The sequence below is a fragment of the Haliscomenobacter sp. genome (genome assembly GCF_040403615.1).
Taxonomy (GTDB): Bacteria; Bacteroidota; Bacteroidia; order Chitinophagales; family Saprospiraceae; genus Haliscomenobacter.
The window spans coordinates 1-15,067 of record NZ_JBBAKG010000060.1 but is presented as its reverse complement, the minus strand read 5'-3'; the positions used below and the strand labels follow the sequence as shown (position 1 = coordinate 15,067).

Genomic DNA, 15,067 nt, shown 5'->3' with positions numbered 1-15,067 from the left:
TTGCATTCATTTACAAGCCCACACAAGTAAATGCACAATCAATATTTGTTTTGCTGTGGTAGAATTTGGCTAAGGGCAGGATGGGGTAATTTCTTCAATAACCGGGGCCGTATAACGATGCGTTTTTCTTGTTTTGGTTTTGGTCTGTTGACCTTGGTTTCATTTGTTAATGTAAAAGTAACAGCTCATTCCGGCCAAGCCTACTTATTTTTTACATTCAATGTTATAGCTAGCACCTATTAATCGTGAAAGTATGTCGTATAAAAAATTGATTTTCAATTGATTAATCAAAATACATCCTTTTACGTCCAAAACTTTAAAAAGCATACTTTTTTGTTAAAAATAAGTGAATTCAACGTAAAAAATTTGCTTTTCAACCATCAAAGGATTAAAAATCTCTATTTAATCGCTTGATGCTCGAATTATCTGCTTATCTTGAATGGTCTTATATAGCCATTGCATATGCGCCAAACAATTGCCTTCTTCCTATCCCTGTGTTGGGGCATGCACCTGCTTGCCCAACGGCCAGACACTGTCGTAACTGACCCCATTCCAACTGATTTGCTGGAAGACTATTTACAAAACAGTGGCGGTGAATCTGGAGACTTTGATATCAATGCCCAATACGATCTTTTGGAAATTTACCGGAAGCGCCCTTTGAATTTGAACCGTTGCGACGAATCTGATTTGCGGGAATTTGGATTATTGAATGATATTCAGATCAACAACTTGATGCAATACCGCAAGCAAGCAGGCGCGTTGCTTGCACCATACGAGCTTCAAGTCATACCAGGTTTTGATTTGCCCTTGATTCGCCGGATTTTGCCTTATGTCACAACCGGAGGCGACCTGGACGATTTTCAGGCTTCGCTAAAAGAAATGGCCAGCGATGGCCGCAATGAAATTCAATTACGCTGGTCGCGTATTTTGGAAGAGCAAGCTGGTTACCTCAATCCAGAATCGCCACAGTCATATCAGGGTGATCCCAATCAGTTGTTTTTACGCTGGCGGCATACCTATTACAATCGATTAAGCTTTGGGATCACCGCAGAAAAAGACCGGGGGGAAGCTTTTTTTAAAGGCAACAACCAAAAAGGGTTTGACTTTTATTCTGCTCATTTCTTTTTAAACAACTACCGCAAGCGCTTGAAATCATTGGCATTGGGCGATTTCAATGCCAGTTTTGGGCAAGGTTTAATTCTCTTCTCGGGCTTCAGCTCGGGAAAAAGTGCATACTCTACCTTGGTTAAACGCAATGCCCGCAGTCTCCGGCCCTATGCATCTGCCAATGAAGCCAATTATTTGCGGGGGGCGGGCATAACTTATGCGCTTACCTCCAATCTGGAAGTCACTGCTTTCGCTTCCAGTCGACTGCGCGATGGCAATCTTACCGGAACGGATACCTTGAATAATGATATCGGCGGGTTTAGTTCATTTATTGATGCAGGTTTTCACCGTACTTTACGCGAAATTGAGGACAAAAATACCGTCCGCCAAAACCTGGGTGGCTTGTCTTTTCAATACAACAAAAATGGATACCATTTGGGCGTGAATAGCGTATACCACCGTTTCGATAAAGCGCTTACCATCAATGCACAACCTTACAATCGCTTTTATTTTCAGGGTCAATCCTTGTTCAATACCAGCATAGACTACTCCGCCCGCTGGGGCAATCTCAATGCTTTTGGAGAGACGGCCTATAGCAACAATGGTGCCATGGCCACCATCAATGGTTTGTTGATGACGCTGGATCGAAAGCTGGATGCAGCTGTTGTGTACCGTCATTATCCGCGCAATTACCAGGCATTGGGCGCATCTCCTTTTGGAGAAACCGATGGCGCCCGCAATGAAGAGGGATTGTACATGGGGCTGGAAATGCGCCCCAAAACAGGTTGGACAGTCAATGCGTATTACGATGTATGGCGGCATCCCTGGCTGCGTTTTCAGGCAGATGCCCCTTCCCGAGGTACAGAGTGGCGGTTGCGGCTAACCTATGAAAAACGGCGCCGAATGCGGGCTTTTGTGGAGTTGCGCCAGGAAAACAAAGAGCAAAATACCTTTGAGAATGCCACCGCTTACAATTTTCTTTCGCCTACCCGTTTGGTTCAGTTGCGGGCTTATGTGAGCAATCAAGTCAGCAAGGCGCTGGAATTGCGGACGCGGGCAGATTGGGGGTATTGGGACGATGCAGTTGGGCCACGAGAGTTTGGGTTTGTGGTGATGCAAGATGTCATTTTTCAACCGATCGGTTTCCCACTGTCTTTTTCCAGCCGTTTTGCCCTATTTGACACCGATAGTTACAATGTTCGCTTTTATTACTACGAAAACGACCTGCTCAATACCTTTTCGATTCCGCCGTATTACAACCGAGGATCGCGTTTTTACCTCAATTTGCGCTATCGCCCCATCTCCCCATTGACTCTGGAAGCCCGTTTTTCGCAAACCTTTTGGTCCAATCAAACGGAGATAGGAAGTGGATTGGAGGCCATAAACGGCCAAAGAAAAACGCAGGTCAGTGCACAGATCAAGTATGTGTTTTAGGTTTTGGTCGTTTATCTTCTTTACTCTTCTTTATATTTGCGGTTCAAAAAAAAGAAATGGAGCTTTATAAAGAATTCAGCTTTGACTCGGCGCATTTTTTGCCAAACGTACCTGCTGGTCACAAATGTGCCCACATGCACGGGCATACCTACTACGTAAAAATTCTTTTGGAAGGGCCTTTAGATCCGCATTTGGGTTGGGTTGTGGATTTTGCTGACGTAAAAAACGCCTGGAAGCCACTCGAAAAGATCCTGGATCATAAAATGCTCAATGATATTCCGGGCTTGGAAAATCCAACCGCAGAAGTCATTGCCGTTTGGATTTGGAATCGATTGAAGCCTCAGTTACCTTTGCTCAAGTCCATTGAAGTAAAAGAAACGCCCATAACTGGAGTAATTTATTATGGCAAATGACTACGGAAGCCTCACATTGACTATGGAAAACATTCAACAAACAACAGATACCATTCTGATGGTACGCCCTGCTCACTTTGGTTTCAATGAAGAAACTGCGGCGAATAATGCATTTCAGGTCAATGACCAAAGTTTGAGCCAGATTGAAATCCAGGAAAAAGCCAAAGCTGAATTTGATGCCTTTGTGCTCCAGCTTCGCGCAGCGGGTATCAATGTCATCGTTGTAGAGGATACGTCAGAACCGCTCACCCCTGATGCTGTTTTTCCCAATAATTGGGTCACTTTTCACCAGGACGGACTCATCATTACCTACCCCATGTACGCGTCCAAACGCCGCCTGGAGCGCCGGGAGGATGTACTCAATGACCTTGCCAAATCCTACGCCATATCCAACCACGTCCGCATGGAAGGCTATGAGGCTGAAAATCGGTTTTTGGAAGGTACCGGCAGCATGATTTTGGATCGGCCCAATCGGCTGGTATACGCCTGCCTGAGTCCGCGCACAGATCCGGAACTATTGGAGGAATTTGGGCAAATTACGGGGTATACGCCAGTAGTTTTTCATGCTGTTGACGAACAAGGTCAGGACATCTACCACACCAACGTGATGATGGCAATGGGTGAAACTTTCGTGGTGATTGTAATGGACAGCATCCGTGATCCTCAAGAAAAAGCGGATTTGGAGGCACTTTTTAAGGTAACAGACAAAGAGGTAATTGATTTGAGTTTGGATCAAATGCAATCTTTTGCGGGCAATATGCTGCAAGTGCGAAATACGACGGGGCAAACCTTTTTGGTGATGTCGACTCAAGCTTACGAAGCTTTACGGCCTCAACAAATTGAGCTAATTGAAAAACATACCCGGATTTTACACAGTCCGATCAAAACCATTGAAACTTATGGTGGGGGTAGTGCAAGGTGTATGATGGCGGAAGTGTTTTTGCCAAAACGGTCTTAGTAGGCTTTCATACTTGAGGTGTCAGCCTCATGGTGATCACCTTGTACCTCTAAAACTGCAAATCCTGCTGCTTTGGCTTCTTTTTTAACGTCTGCGTTTTCAAAGGTAAAACCCGCTATGCCCAGGTAAATTTTGGCATCGGCATATCCGGGATTGAGCGTTTTGAAATTTTGAAGCTTTGTCGTCATCAGTTGTTTGATATTGGAGGACTTAACGTTGTTTTTGACTTCCAAGATTCCAACACTATCTCCATTGTATAATACGATGTCGAACTCATCGGTCAGGTTTCTAAATCTGCCTTTTACGTTTCTTTCAATGTGGTCGAATTTGACTCCACCCAATTCCATTTTCTGCTGTAGGGACGAATAAAAAAAGTTTTCCGCGAATTCACCATTGGTATTGCCAATACCGCCCAATTGTCGCTGCATTTCTTTTTGGGATTCGCGCAACTCAGCCATTCCGATCTCAGCTCGGGCGTAACTTTCTTTGAGATATTCCTTTAACTCAAGCAACTGTACATCCGTTTCAGCCAATTGTGCATCCGTTTTCGCTAATTGTGCATCCGTTTTCGCTAATTGCGCATCGGTTCTAGCCAACTGTGCATCCGTTTCAGCTAACTGCGCGTCCGTTTTGGCCAATTGTACTTCCCTAGCTTTTTGTGCCGCCACCAATTCCTCAATGGCTTTTTCAATTCTGTCTATTCTTTCCATAATTGTAATTTCAACAAAGTTACGAAATATTTCAAAATAAAGTCAAATAAATTATTTGTATTTATTTAAACCCGGTACACACAAAAAGAAAGGGCTGCTCCCAGATGGAAGCAGCCCCTTTTTATAGACATTATGTCAACTATCCAAAATTGGATTGATTCGATCAAGATTAGTTGAAGATGTAACGTACACCCAACTGAGCCTGCCAAACGCTACCCAAACTGATGCTTTTTACAAATGGTGTGTCCAACAGGATGGTTTGGCCATTTACTACACGAGTAGCCATACGCAAACTTGGAGTACCATCTGCAGCAACGCTGGCTACAGTAAGTGGGTTGGCAGAGCTGAAGTTACCAGAAGTAATGGAGTTACCTACACCCCAGGCATCATTCAGCATGTTGCCAAAGTTAAGGATGTCCGCTCTGAACTGGAAGGTGTTTTTCTTGCCACCGATTTTGATGTAGATTTCCTGCATAACGGTGAAGTCCAAACGAGTCAATGATGGCAAATAACCACCATTGCGCTCAGCGTACTGACCACGGCGCGTTTTCAAGTAATCATCAGCTTCGATGAAATTGTCAAATGCAGCTTGTTGCTGTGCAGGAGTGAATAGAGTCACCAGGGTAGCACCAGAACCGGTTGTAATAGGTGCGAAGGTAAGATCAGTTGCTTTGTTAGGAACAAAAATCAGGTCGTTGTTCTGACCGTCACCATTCAGGTCGTTTCCGTAGATGTAGTTGATTTTTGATCCTGTAGCAGCCACCATACCCAAAGTGAATTCAGTTGCGCCACCAAACTTACCACCATAGTTGAGGCGGTAGCTCAAATAACCTACAAAACGGCTGCGCAAATCATTGTCAGAAAAGCCAGCTTCCAGGTAGTTTTGACCACCTACAGTTGGAGCGTTGGCTTGTACTGTACTACCTACTGATTGCAAGTCGGTTGCTTTGCTGTAGGTATAACCAATCATCCCGCCAAATCCTTTGGTTGCTGGTTTTTCCAACTTAGCAGTTAAGGAGTAAGCATAACCTTCATTGGTGTTGGCCAGGATGAAGGCGTTAGAAATGGTTGGGTTGATGAAACGGGCAATTGCCACGGTATTGGCAGCACCTGATCCTGTGCTGGCTACACCAGATGCAGGGAAACGACCACGAGTATCTGCACCAGCCAAAGTACGATCTGGTCCTTTCAAGTTGGCATCAATGTAACGCAAGCCTTGCAGGGTTTTGTTGTAGATACCTTCAAGCGTACCAATCAAGCCAAAAGGCAGTTTCTGGTCGATAGCCAAGTTAGATTTCCAGGATACAGGGTATTTCAGGTCTTCCTTAGAAGCGTTGATTACGTAAGGAGGCAACTTGGTGATATCGGTGCTTGCAGGAGCAAAGCGGCTAGGATCGGTCGTAAATGGATAGGCAGTGGTAGCAGCACCGGTTACGTTGATCAAGGCAGTGTTTACACCGTTGTTGCCCAACTGGTTGGAAACCAATACCTGTGGGATACGAGATACGAAGATCCCCGTACCACCACGAACTTGAGTTTTTTGATCTCCTTTTACATCCAGGTTGAAGCCCAAACGTGGAGAAAGCAACAATGCTGTTTTAGGGAACGCTGCGGTGTTTACTTTCAGGGTGTTGCCATCTTCGTCTCTAAAGTTCAAACCAGCAACGACAGGGTTGAAGAAGTCAGCAGCAGTAGCGTTGTTGTAAGAGAAAACATCTCCACGTACGCCATAAATCAACTTAAAGCGCTTTGAAACTTGGAATTCATCTTGTACATAAGCACTGTAAGTAGACACTTTCAAGGTTTGCAATGGTTCGATACCACCTGGCAACAAAGAATAGCGCAAGTTGTAACGGTTGAAAGCAACCGGTGAAGTAGTGGCGGATGGGTTGTTTTTGAACGCCAAGGCCGCAGTCTTGAAGTCAGCAATTGAGTTGTAAACGTATACGCCATTAGAAGAAGGGAAGAATACGTTGTTGGACTCGAAGTATTCGAAAGCAGCACCCAAAGTGAAGTAGTGCTTCTTGGCAGAAATGTTGAAGTTGTTGGTGACGTTAAACGTGCTGTAGTTCAATTTGTTGTTGGGCGTAAACGGATCAAAACCTACAGTGGTGTAGGTCGTTCCGTCTTTCAGGATGTCTACAGTTGGGAATATCTCCGTTCTGTATCTACGGTCTTCGATTTGCTTGTTGTAAGTAGCAATAAAGTTATTCGAAGTTTTGCTGCTCAAAACAGAGTTCAATTCGAATGCTACTGAACGCGTGTTGTCCTGGATCAGGTAACCAGTGTTTTCAGCAGAAATGGCCAGTGCAGAGTTTTGGCGGTTACCGTTACCGGCAGTATTGCTGCTGTTTGAGCCACTGATTACTACCTCTGATTCAGAATCGTGTTGAGAGTAACGCAAAGAAGCCTTGTGCTTCTGGCTGATGTTGTAATCCAAACGAACCAAAAATTTCTTACTGGTTACGTCGTTGTTGAAGTTGTCCAACAAGCCCATGTCGTAGTTGAAGTTGGTCTTCATGAAGCTGCTCAGATCCAGCAGATCGGCTTCAGTAACGCGAGATACGTTTCCAGTTGCACCAGGTTTATTCAATTGCCAAGACAAGGCTGGCGTGGTACCAGTAAACTGCTCGTAGTTTCCAAAGAAAAACAGCTTGTTCTTAACGATTGGTCCACCCAAACGGAAACCAATGGTTTTTTCATCGATAACCGGTTTAGGGGTAAGGGTGATGCCATCCACTTTATCTCCAACGTAGTCACTGTTTCTGAAAATGTGGTAAACCGAGCCAGAAAATTCGTTGGTACCTGAACGGGTAACCGCGTTGATACCTGCACCCACGAAGCCAGACTGGCGTACGTCAAATGGCGCGATGTTTATCTGTATTTCTTCTACCGCGTCCAAAGAAATCGCAGTAGTACCTGTACGACCACCTGCCTGAGCAGATCCACCCAAACCAAAACCGTTGTTGAACACAGAACCGTCGATGGTAATGTTGTTGAAACGGGCGTCCTGGCCAGCAAAAGAGCGACCGTTGCTGTAGGCGTTGTACTTGGTGATGTCATCAATGGTACGGCCAATGGTTGGCAAGCTGTTGACCGCTTTTGAGTCAAATTGTGCAGCTGCTCCTGTACGAGAGCTAGAGAAGATAGAGTTTTTGCCAGCACTGATCACAACATCCTCCAACAAAACCGCTTGGTCAGCCAAAGCGAAGTTGATGGTGGCCGGAGTACCCAAGCTGAGGTAGATACCGTCTTTCTCTTGAGTGGAAAACCCGGTGTAAGTCACCGTAATTTTGTAAGGGCCACCTACCCGCATACCTGGCATACGGAAAGAACCGTCCAGGTCGGTAGCGGCGCCGTAAGATGTACCAGAAGGCACGTGTACTGCAACCACGTTGGCGCCAATCAGGGCTTCTCCTTTGGTGTCGGTAATGATACCGGTCATCGCAGAAGTCGTTACCTGAGCAAATGCACCCAATTGCGCTGCAAGGATAATTATCACTGTGCAAAGCGCTTTAAACAGGTTAGCAAGCTTCATAAACTAGTTGAATTTGGTGATGAATGAGTGAGAATAAAAATCACAGCGCAAAATTAACTTTCCGTTTTGAAATCCATATTAACTATATGTTAGTTTTTGGGTTAAAAACCAATTAGTTACATGAAATTTCCTTATGTTAATTTTATTGTAAAAATATTGTTTTATGAAATTATAGTGGAATTTTTTTCAATTTTTAAGCGAAAAATTTTTTAGGTGCCTGTAAAAAATGCGAAAGATCACTGTTTCAGAAAATTAACATAAATTTAACACTGATAATTGAACCAAAAAAATTCAATGCCAAATTGCTTTTGACTTGCGCTTTTGGTGTTTTCCAAAGCACAGTCAGGCAATCGTTTTTAATGGTTTTACGGAATGAATTAGCCCAGTGGCTCTTTAACTAGATTTAAATGGCCACTGAGCGAAAGAGCAGATTTACTCGAGATACAATTTTTGGTTAGGCCTTACAAAATCTGATGTGCCGAGGTTATTGATGATCCGTAAACGATCGGCAGACATATTGTAGGCATCAGCGATGGTTTCAATGGTATCGTAGTTGCCAACCAGATAGACCCTGCGGCCATTTTCAAAAGTCAGGTTTTGATTATTGGCATTGGCCTGATAGCCTGGTACTACGGCACTATTTGAAGTAGTGTAATTGTAGCCAGTAGGCAGCTGATTGCTGTTCTGATTTGCGTCGTAGGGATCCTCAGGACGATAGGTGCCCCCGTTCAATGCATTGGCGTTCGCAGGATTGTTGGGATACCCATAAGGTATGGGCGTATTGATGCCAGGGTTGTTGCTATTGGCAAAACGATCAAAGGGTATATATGTCCTGGGCACCGGAGATTTGTAATTTTGGGATTCACTGACTCCTTTGCTGGTGGTCTCTTGCGGCTGGTTGCCAAAAGCATTCGTGGTATTGCCCAGGTAGGTGTCTGCGCAAGGGTTTACTTTAAGCACAAAACCAGGTTGAACCAGCTCATTAGCACCGAGATTGTTCATTGATCGCAGCCGATCTACTGTAAAACCGTAATAGGCAGCAACAGAGGCCAGGGTCTCCCCTACCTTTAATACATGGCTTTGATCCCCGCTCAACCATCCCGGGATTGCGCGTGCACTCATTTGATTGTATTGCTCAGGGATGGCATTGCTGGCATTTGATCCTGGCCATCCAATACTCAACGTTGTTCCGGCAGCAATCAAGTCCGAATTGAGGTTGTTCCAGGCTTTCAAATCTTCCACACTTACCAAATAAAGGCGGGAAATGCGGGAAAGATTTTCTCCTTTCTGAACGATGTGGGTTCTGATGTTTTGATTGAAAGTTGCCGGATTTGAATTGCTTTGTGGGTTATAATACCCCTGATTGGATTGGTTGCTGAATGTATTTCGGGCGGGATTCGGCAGCAAAGGGGGAGGTGCAATATAGTTTTGAGCTGCGAGCCCGATTGGCAATAAAATCAGCATGTACAGTGTAGCGCTATTTTTTTTCATGTTCTTTGGCTTTGAATATCAATGCAATTTGCGGTTTTTCAGCCAAATAAACAACATTTTAGCGCTAGACTTTTGTCAATTGCCTAAATCTCATTTTGAACCAGCCCTTTGTTTACCGCATAAAGCACGAGTTCCGAAGCGGAATTAATGTGCAATTTTTTCATGATATTCTTTCTGTGGGTATAAATCGTGTGCGTACTCAGGTTGAGTACATCTGCTATTTCTTTGGCAATCAGCCCCTTTGCCGACAACTGGACAATTTCAATTTCCCGATTAGACAGCAGTGTTGGTGCGCACGAGACATCTGTATCTTTGGCGAAGGACTTTTCCAACAAGAAATCGATAACCCGGGTGCAAAAGAACTTATCCCCCTTGAGGGTGGCCTGAGCAGCGTCGAGAATTTCGTTGGTGCCGCAGGTTTTGGTCAAAAAACTGGTCACGCCCAATTCCAACACCTGGAAAATGTTTTCTTTGCGGGTATCCGCACTGATGATCAAAATCTTGGAAAGTGGGGAGATGCTTCTGATTTTGGCAACCGAACCCGGACGGAAATTGTCTGATTGGCTGTAGTCCATTACCACCAGATCTGGGGGATTGATCCGAAGGGAGGCGATCAACTCTTCTTCGTTTCCTACTTCGCCCACTACAAAGTACTGCTCCTTTTGACTCAGTAATTGGCGCAATGCCAAGCGAACCAAAGGCTGTTCGTCTGCTAGTAATACGGAGTGCTGTTTCATGGTTTTATTTAATAACGAGGGCGAAGGTAGTCTTTTTTTGGTAGCACACAAAACTTATTTAGACTATGTTTAAATAAGTGTCGCGGTTTTTACCAAAGTTTGTCCCATTTTTCCTGTGGTTCGTCCCAAATTGTGTTGGAGTCTCCTGAAAAAGGCGTTCTTTGAACCCAATCATCCGACTGTTCAATGAAGGGACTACTATTCGACTTTTTTGTATGGAGTGCAGGTTCTGACCGGGAAATCCTGGATCGAACGGGCCGCTCCGAGCACATCAAACACGCTGGTTATGGCGGTTTGGTGTTGGTGCCCGCAGTACTGGGCCTGATTTCCATGATGTACGCGGTGTCTACTTTGACGCCCCGACCATTCATTTATATTGGGGCAGGCATCATTTGGGCGGCGATCGTATTCACCTTCGACCGCTTTATTGTTTCCACTTTTCGCAAATCCGATAGCCCGCGCAAAGACCTGTTTTCTTTCCTCTTTCTAAGCCGATTGTTGTTTTCTATTGGAATCGGGGTACTGGTCTCCCACCCAATAGTACTCCTGGTTTTTGACGACAGCCTCGAACAAGAGCTTTTTGCCATGAAAGAGGAAGGAGAAAAAGCCTTGTATACCCAGTATGAAAACACTGTAAATGTAGTACGCTCGCGCGACTCCACACTCAAAGGCGAAGTGGAGGTCAAACTGGCAGAACGCGCCTGCAAGGAAAAATTGCTGCTTTTTGAAATGAGCGGCAAAGATACCACCATGAATTGTGGTACAACCTCGGGCATGAAGCAATACGGCCCACGCGCCAGCGAAATCAAAGAAGAGATCAGCTACCTCAACGAGGAGATTGCAGCCTTGCGCGCCAAAAACGATACCAAAATTGGCGACAACACCAAAGAAATTGCCAAACTGCAAGGCGAAAGAGAGGCCAAACTCAAAAGTTTCAACGATCAGTTTAGCTACAATTACCTGGCCAGAGAGGTAGCCCTGGAACGCCTGGAAGCCAAACCAGTAGGCGGTACTTCGGTCAAATGGACCAAGTGGTTTTTGATCGTTTTCTTTGTGCTGGTCGACATCCTGCCGGTATTTTTCAAAGCCTCCACCCGCCCCGGCGAATACGACCGCTTGCTGGAAAAAGAAAAGGAGAGCAGCGCCAATTCCTTCCCGGCCTACGAAAGGGCGCAGGAAGACCTGGTACGCAAGGCTTATGTGGATCAAATGGCGCAACACCGCCTGGACAAGGTAAAAGAAACGATTCAGGAAAAAAAAGGCCCCTTTCCTGAGTTGAAAGCCGAACTCAGCCAATACCTCAACGTCAATACGCCTTTTGATTATGGCAAGAAAGACGATGGCCAACCCGACCCGGTAGGCCAATTGTGGACACGCAATGGATTGGACTGGTTGCGTTACAGTTTTTATTCCCTCGGGCAGTCAGGTTTTTTGGTCGCCTTCACCCGCGACTGGGCTTACTTGACCGGAGGGGTCTGGGTTTTCTTTTTGCTCAATTTATTGATCGGGTACGTGGTCAAACGTACCGTTTAAACTTAAAACAACCATCATGTCAGATAATCAGCCCAATCAGGCTTATGCATTTGCCAAGCAGTTTTTGATTTTTTTAGTGGTACTCAACCTTGGCGTACTGTTTGCCCTCGGCACGCTTTACCTCAATGTAGACCAGCAAAGACGGGCCCTGGACGAAAGGGAAACCAAAATGATCCGCGATTCGATCATCTACCGCGATTCATTGCGTAGAGATACCAATTTCTTGAAGACCTTGCAGGTGGCACCATTGGCAAGGGTGAAGATGGATACGTTGCCTTGAGTTGCCGATTATACCCATCTTTAAATTCTTTATTATAGCATTGGTAATTAGACACTTACGGAAATAACCAACCCCCAGCCCCTGGAAGGCTACCGATTATACACATCTTTAGATGCTTTATTTTGGCATTGATAGTGAACAGTTTACGTAGGTTGCCAACCCCCAAACCCCTGGAAGGGGAGTACATTTTCGGTAAGTCAAAACCTTACCTTTGCTCAAAAAAAGGTAGAATATAGACCTAACGTAAGCTGGTCTCCCCTTCCAGGGGCTGGGGATTGGAAAGTTCAGTCAATTAATCTCCGCAAATTTTGCGGAGATTAATTGACTTTTTCTCCGCATTCCTCTATTTTTGGAAAAAAATCATTTGCGCTACATTCACCAGCTTCAAGATTGGCCAGAATTCTATTGGGACATTGATGTGTTGTTGCCCAAACTCAGCGCTTTGCGTCATTTGCAAGGCGTTTTAATTGGCCGAATGAGCATGCTTGGTTTTGAGCTAAAACAAGAAGCCCTACTCGACACGTTGACACTGGATGTAATCAAATCAAGCGAAATTGAAGGAGAATTCCTCAACCCGGAATTGGTGCGTTCTTCCATAGCCAGACACTTGGGGATGGACATTGGCGGGCTGTTGCCAGCAGATCGGAACATTGACGGTGTGGTAGAAATGATTTTGGATTCAACCCAAAATGCTCAAGCGCCACTTTCCGCCGAGCGTTTGTTTGACTGGCATGCGGGGTTGTTTCCCACGGGACGCAGTGGTATGTATAAAATCAATGTGGCCCAATGGCGAAAGGACGAAACCGGGCCAATGCAAGTTGTTTCGGGTGCATTGGGGAGGGAACAGATTCATTTCCAGGCACCGGAAGCGGCTCGACTAGTGGCCGAGATGGAGGGGTTCATCAACTGGTTTAACCGCGATTCAAGTGTAGATTCTGTCCTGAAGGCTGGTGTTGCTCATTTGTGGTTTGTAACCATTCACCCCTTCGACGATGGCAATGGGAGGATTGCCCGTGCTATCGCCGATTTGCAACTGTCGCGCTCCGAGGGCACCGCTGCGCGCTTCTACAGCATGTCGGGGCAGATTCGTTTGCAACGCAAAAGCTACTATGCTATCCTCGAAAAAACACAGAAAGGCTCACTGGACATCAGTGCATGGCTGGATTGGTTTTTAGATTGCCTCTTGGCTGCCCTGCAAAGCGCGGAACTTGTACTGGAAAAAGTACTGTTTAAAGCCCGTTTTTGGGAAAAGCATTCCACTACCCTACTCAATGAACGCCAGATTTTGATGCTCAACAAATTATTAGGCGATTTTGAAGGCAAGCTGACTTCCTCCAAATGGGCGAAAATGACCAAATGTTCTCCAGATAGCGCTTTGCGAGACATCCAGGATTTACTGTACAAAAACATTTTGCAAAAAGCCGCAGCAGGGGGCAGGAGTAGTAGTTATCAGCTGTTGGGAGGATAAATGGTGATGTGGGAGCGCCACGTTTGTTCTACTTCCGATCCTTTTTGGCAATTTGTCCGACGCAAACGCTTATTACCAAAATCTACCCGAGTGCGCTGTAGTAAACCGGCCATGTTTCGATGCGGAATTGGCAAAGGTGGCAGTGGCAGTGGCGGGAATTAAGGAAACTTATGCGTTTGAGTGAGTGGGGGTTTCCTGTATTTTACTTTTTCCGGAATGAACAGTGGATGTGCGGCCTTTGGTAGAATTGAATAAGGCATTCTAAAAAAAACTAACAAACCATAGTCGAGTTAAGAAATACGGTTATCTTGCGCTCGGTTTTTAGAAACCACTCATGTTCTTGAGTAGGCTTTATCCCAATTTCAAAAAATATGTATTGCTTAAACCCTTTTATTCCTTCAAGATTCCTACCCGAACTACTGAAATGTCTTGGGGCTTTCCTTCTCTTATTTGGATTTTGTACCAAGCTTTCTGGACAAATTCAAAAGGGACAAGTCTATGTTGGCGGAAGTTTTGAATTCACTAAATCGGGATCATCTCCTACGATCAAAGTGAATCCAGAATTGGGTATTATGCTTTCATCGCGCTGGAGTGTGGGATGTGGCTTACCTTTTGCTTATAATCTTGGCTATGAAAATGGCTTAAACAACGTCTTTTTCGCCCCATTTATCCGACACTATTCAACAATTGGCTCCAAATTCCATCTCATCACTCAATTCGAGGCAGAAATGAGACTATCGGGATACGGCACTAAAGAAATGTCCGACAAGTACTTACTTCTCAGGGCAACGCCACTACTAAATTATATGATTGGATCTCGCTTTGCTCTTGAAGCTGATTTTGGAAGCTTAACTTATGCCCGATCAAAGAATTACGATTTTAAAGGTTCTTTTTATGCTCATTCTTACCGTGCAGAATTTAGGCTTTTTCCATCGTTTACCTTACGCTATTATTTTCCTAAAAGAGAACAAACGAACTAACTATTTTAACAACAAAGCCATGCAAAAAAGTAACCTCATTCTAGTGATTGTATTCCTTTTAGGGAATTATTCTTACCTGAATGCCCAATTTAAAAAGGGCCAAACATTTATGACGGGCGGTTTCGGATTTACAGTCAACGGATTAGAACTATCTCAAATTACTAGCGGAAGGGGTGAAACATCAAGGTATTATTATTCTCTCAATGCAGGAGCAGGTAAATTACTTAGCAAAAATACAGCCCTGTTTATAAGCAGTTCTTTTAGCAGAAGTAGATACCAATCAATTAAATATACCATCCTTATAGATACCTCTTCTAATGGAATGATAACCGAAAAGGAGTTACAAGATAAATACATCAGTTTCTAAGAGCATGTCTAAAAATTTTATTTTGCCAATCAGGCTATACGGTTTAGCATT

12 protein-coding genes are annotated in these 15,067 nt (G+C 44.7%); 8 read left to right on the top strand and 4 right to left on the bottom strand.

Annotated elements, in window-relative coordinates; all coding sequences use genetic code 11:
• The first annotated feature begins 462 nt into the window (after positions 1–462).
• Genes ABW391_RS18425 through ctlX form a run of 3 tightly spaced genes read left to right on the top strand, consistent with a single transcriptional unit; the run spans position 463 to position 3,912 of the window.
• On the top strand, positions 463–2,541 hold the full coding sequence (locus tag ABW391_RS18425) for a ComEA family DNA-binding protein (RefSeq protein WP_353483378.1): 2,079 nt from the start codon (positions 463–465) through the stop codon (positions 2,539–2,541).
• 56 nt (positions 2,542–2,597) lie between these two features.
• Complete coding sequence (gene queD, locus ABW391_RS18420) at positions 2,598–2,954, top strand: 6-carboxytetrahydropterin synthase QueD (protein ID WP_353483377.1); 357 nt, start codon at positions 2,598–2,600, stop codon at positions 2,952–2,954.
• Positions 2,944–3,912 (top strand): citrulline utilization hydrolase CtlX, encoded by a 969-nt coding sequence (ctlX, locus tag ABW391_RS18415; protein WP_353483376.1) that lies wholly within the window; start codon positions 2,944–2,946, stop codon positions 3,910–3,912. The genes queD and ctlX overlap by 11 nt, the downstream gene beginning before the upstream one ends.
• On the opposite strand, the gene ABW391_RS18410 is transcribed toward ctlX, so the two are convergent.
• From ABW391_RS18410 to ABW391_RS18395, 4 genes are all read right to left on the bottom strand, one after another.
• Positions 3,909–4,622 (bottom strand): hypothetical protein, encoded by a 714-nt coding sequence (locus ABW391_RS18410; protein ID WP_353483375.1) that lies wholly within the window; start codon positions 4,620–4,622, stop codon positions 3,909–3,911. The two genes, ctlX and ABW391_RS18410, sit on opposite strands and share 4 nt — an antisense overlap.
• A 169-nt stretch (positions 4,623–4,791) precedes the next feature.
• Entirely contained in the window at positions 4,792–8,160 is a 3,369-nt protein-coding gene (locus tag ABW391_RS18405) for a TonB-dependent receptor (RefSeq protein ID WP_353483374.1), read from the bottom strand.
• A 432-nt stretch (positions 8,161–8,592) separates the two neighbouring features.
• A complete protein-coding gene (locus tag ABW391_RS18400) occupies positions 8,593–9,651 on the bottom strand; it encodes a LysM peptidoglycan-binding domain-containing protein (RefSeq protein WP_353483373.1) in 1,059 nt (352 codons plus the stop codon).
• An 83-nt stretch (positions 9,652–9,734) separates the two neighbouring features.
• Positions 9,735–10,388: a response regulator transcription factor gene (locus tag ABW391_RS18395; RefSeq protein WP_353483372.1), complete on the bottom strand. Its 654-nt coding sequence runs from the start codon at positions 10,386–10,388 to the stop codon at positions 9,735–9,737.
• A gap of 186 nt (positions 10,389–10,574) precedes the next feature.
• Here ABW391_RS18395 and ABW391_RS18390 point away from each other — a divergent pair, with 186 nt between their 5' ends.
• From ABW391_RS18390 to ABW391_RS18370, 5 genes are all read left to right on the top strand, one after another.
• The gene (locus tag ABW391_RS18390) at positions 10,575–11,921 is read left to right on the top strand and encodes a DUF4407 domain-containing protein (protein WP_353483371.1); all 1,347 of its coding nucleotides are present in this window, start codon (positions 10,575–10,577) and stop codon (positions 11,919–11,921) included.
• A gap of 16 nt (positions 11,922–11,937) precedes the next feature.
• Positions 11,938–12,201 carry a hypothetical protein gene (locus ABW391_RS18385; protein ID WP_353483370.1) on the top strand — a complete coding sequence of 88 codons (264 nt, stop codon included), beginning with the start codon at positions 11,938–11,940 and terminating at the stop codon, positions 12,199–12,201.
• A 349-nt stretch (positions 12,202–12,550) separates the two neighbouring features.
• Positions 12,551–13,669, top strand: a complete 1,119-nt coding sequence (locus ABW391_RS18380; protein ID WP_353483369.1) for a Fic family protein — start codon at positions 12,551–12,553, stop codon at positions 13,667–13,669.
• Positions 13,670–14,040: 371 nt separating this feature from the next.
• The gene (locus tag ABW391_RS18375) at positions 14,041–14,649 is read left to right on the top strand and encodes a hypothetical protein (protein ID WP_353483368.1); all 609 of its coding nucleotides are present in this window, start codon (positions 14,041–14,043) and stop codon (positions 14,647–14,649) included.
• 19 nt (positions 14,650–14,668) lie between these two features.
• Entirely contained in the window at positions 14,669–15,016 is a 348-nt protein-coding gene (locus ABW391_RS18370; protein ID WP_353483367.1) for a hypothetical protein, read from the top strand.
• The last annotated feature ends 51 nt before the right edge of the window (positions 15,017–15,067 follow it).

What these genes read in the sequence shown, in the direction of transcription:
- ABW391_RS18425 (WP_353483378.1), top strand. Translation starts at nt 463, where the DNA reads ATGCGCCAAACAATTGCCTTCTTCCTATCCCTGTGTTGGGGCATGCAC.
- queD (WP_353483377.1), top strand. Translation starts at nt 2,598, where the DNA reads ATGGAGCTTTATAAAGAATTCAGCTTTGACTCGGCGCATTTTTTGCCA.
- ctlX (WP_353483376.1), top strand. Translation starts at nt 2,944, where the DNA reads ATGGCAAATGACTACGGAAGCCTCACATTGACTATGGAAAACATTCAA.
- ABW391_RS18410 (WP_353483375.1), bottom strand. Translation starts at nt 4,622, where the DNA reads ATGGAAAGAATAGACAGAATTGAAAAAGCCATTGAGGAATTGGTGGCG.
- ABW391_RS18405 (WP_353483374.1), bottom strand. Translation starts at nt 8,160, where the DNA reads ATGAAGCTTGCTAACCTGTTTAAAGCGCTTTGCACAGTGATAATTATC.
- ABW391_RS18400 (WP_353483373.1), bottom strand. Translation starts at nt 9,651, where the DNA reads ATGAAAAAAAATAGCGCTACACTGTACATGCTGATTTTATTGCCAATC.
- ABW391_RS18395 (WP_353483372.1), bottom strand. Translation starts at nt 10,388, where the DNA reads ATGAAACAGCACTCCGTATTACTAGCAGACGAACAGCCTTTGGTTCGC.
- ABW391_RS18390 (WP_353483371.1), top strand. Translation starts at nt 10,575, where the DNA reads ATGAAGGGACTACTATTCGACTTTTTTGTATGGAGTGCAGGTTCTGAC.
- ABW391_RS18385 (WP_353483370.1), top strand. Translation starts at nt 11,938, where the DNA reads ATGTCAGATAATCAGCCCAATCAGGCTTATGCATTTGCCAAGCAGTTT.
- ABW391_RS18375 (WP_353483368.1), top strand. Translation starts at nt 14,041, where the DNA reads ATGTATTGCTTAAACCCTTTTATTCCTTCAAGATTCCTACCCGAACTA.
- ABW391_RS18370 (WP_353483367.1), top strand. Translation starts at nt 14,669, where the DNA reads ATGCAAAAAAGTAACCTCATTCTAGTGATTGTATTCCTTTTAGGGAAT.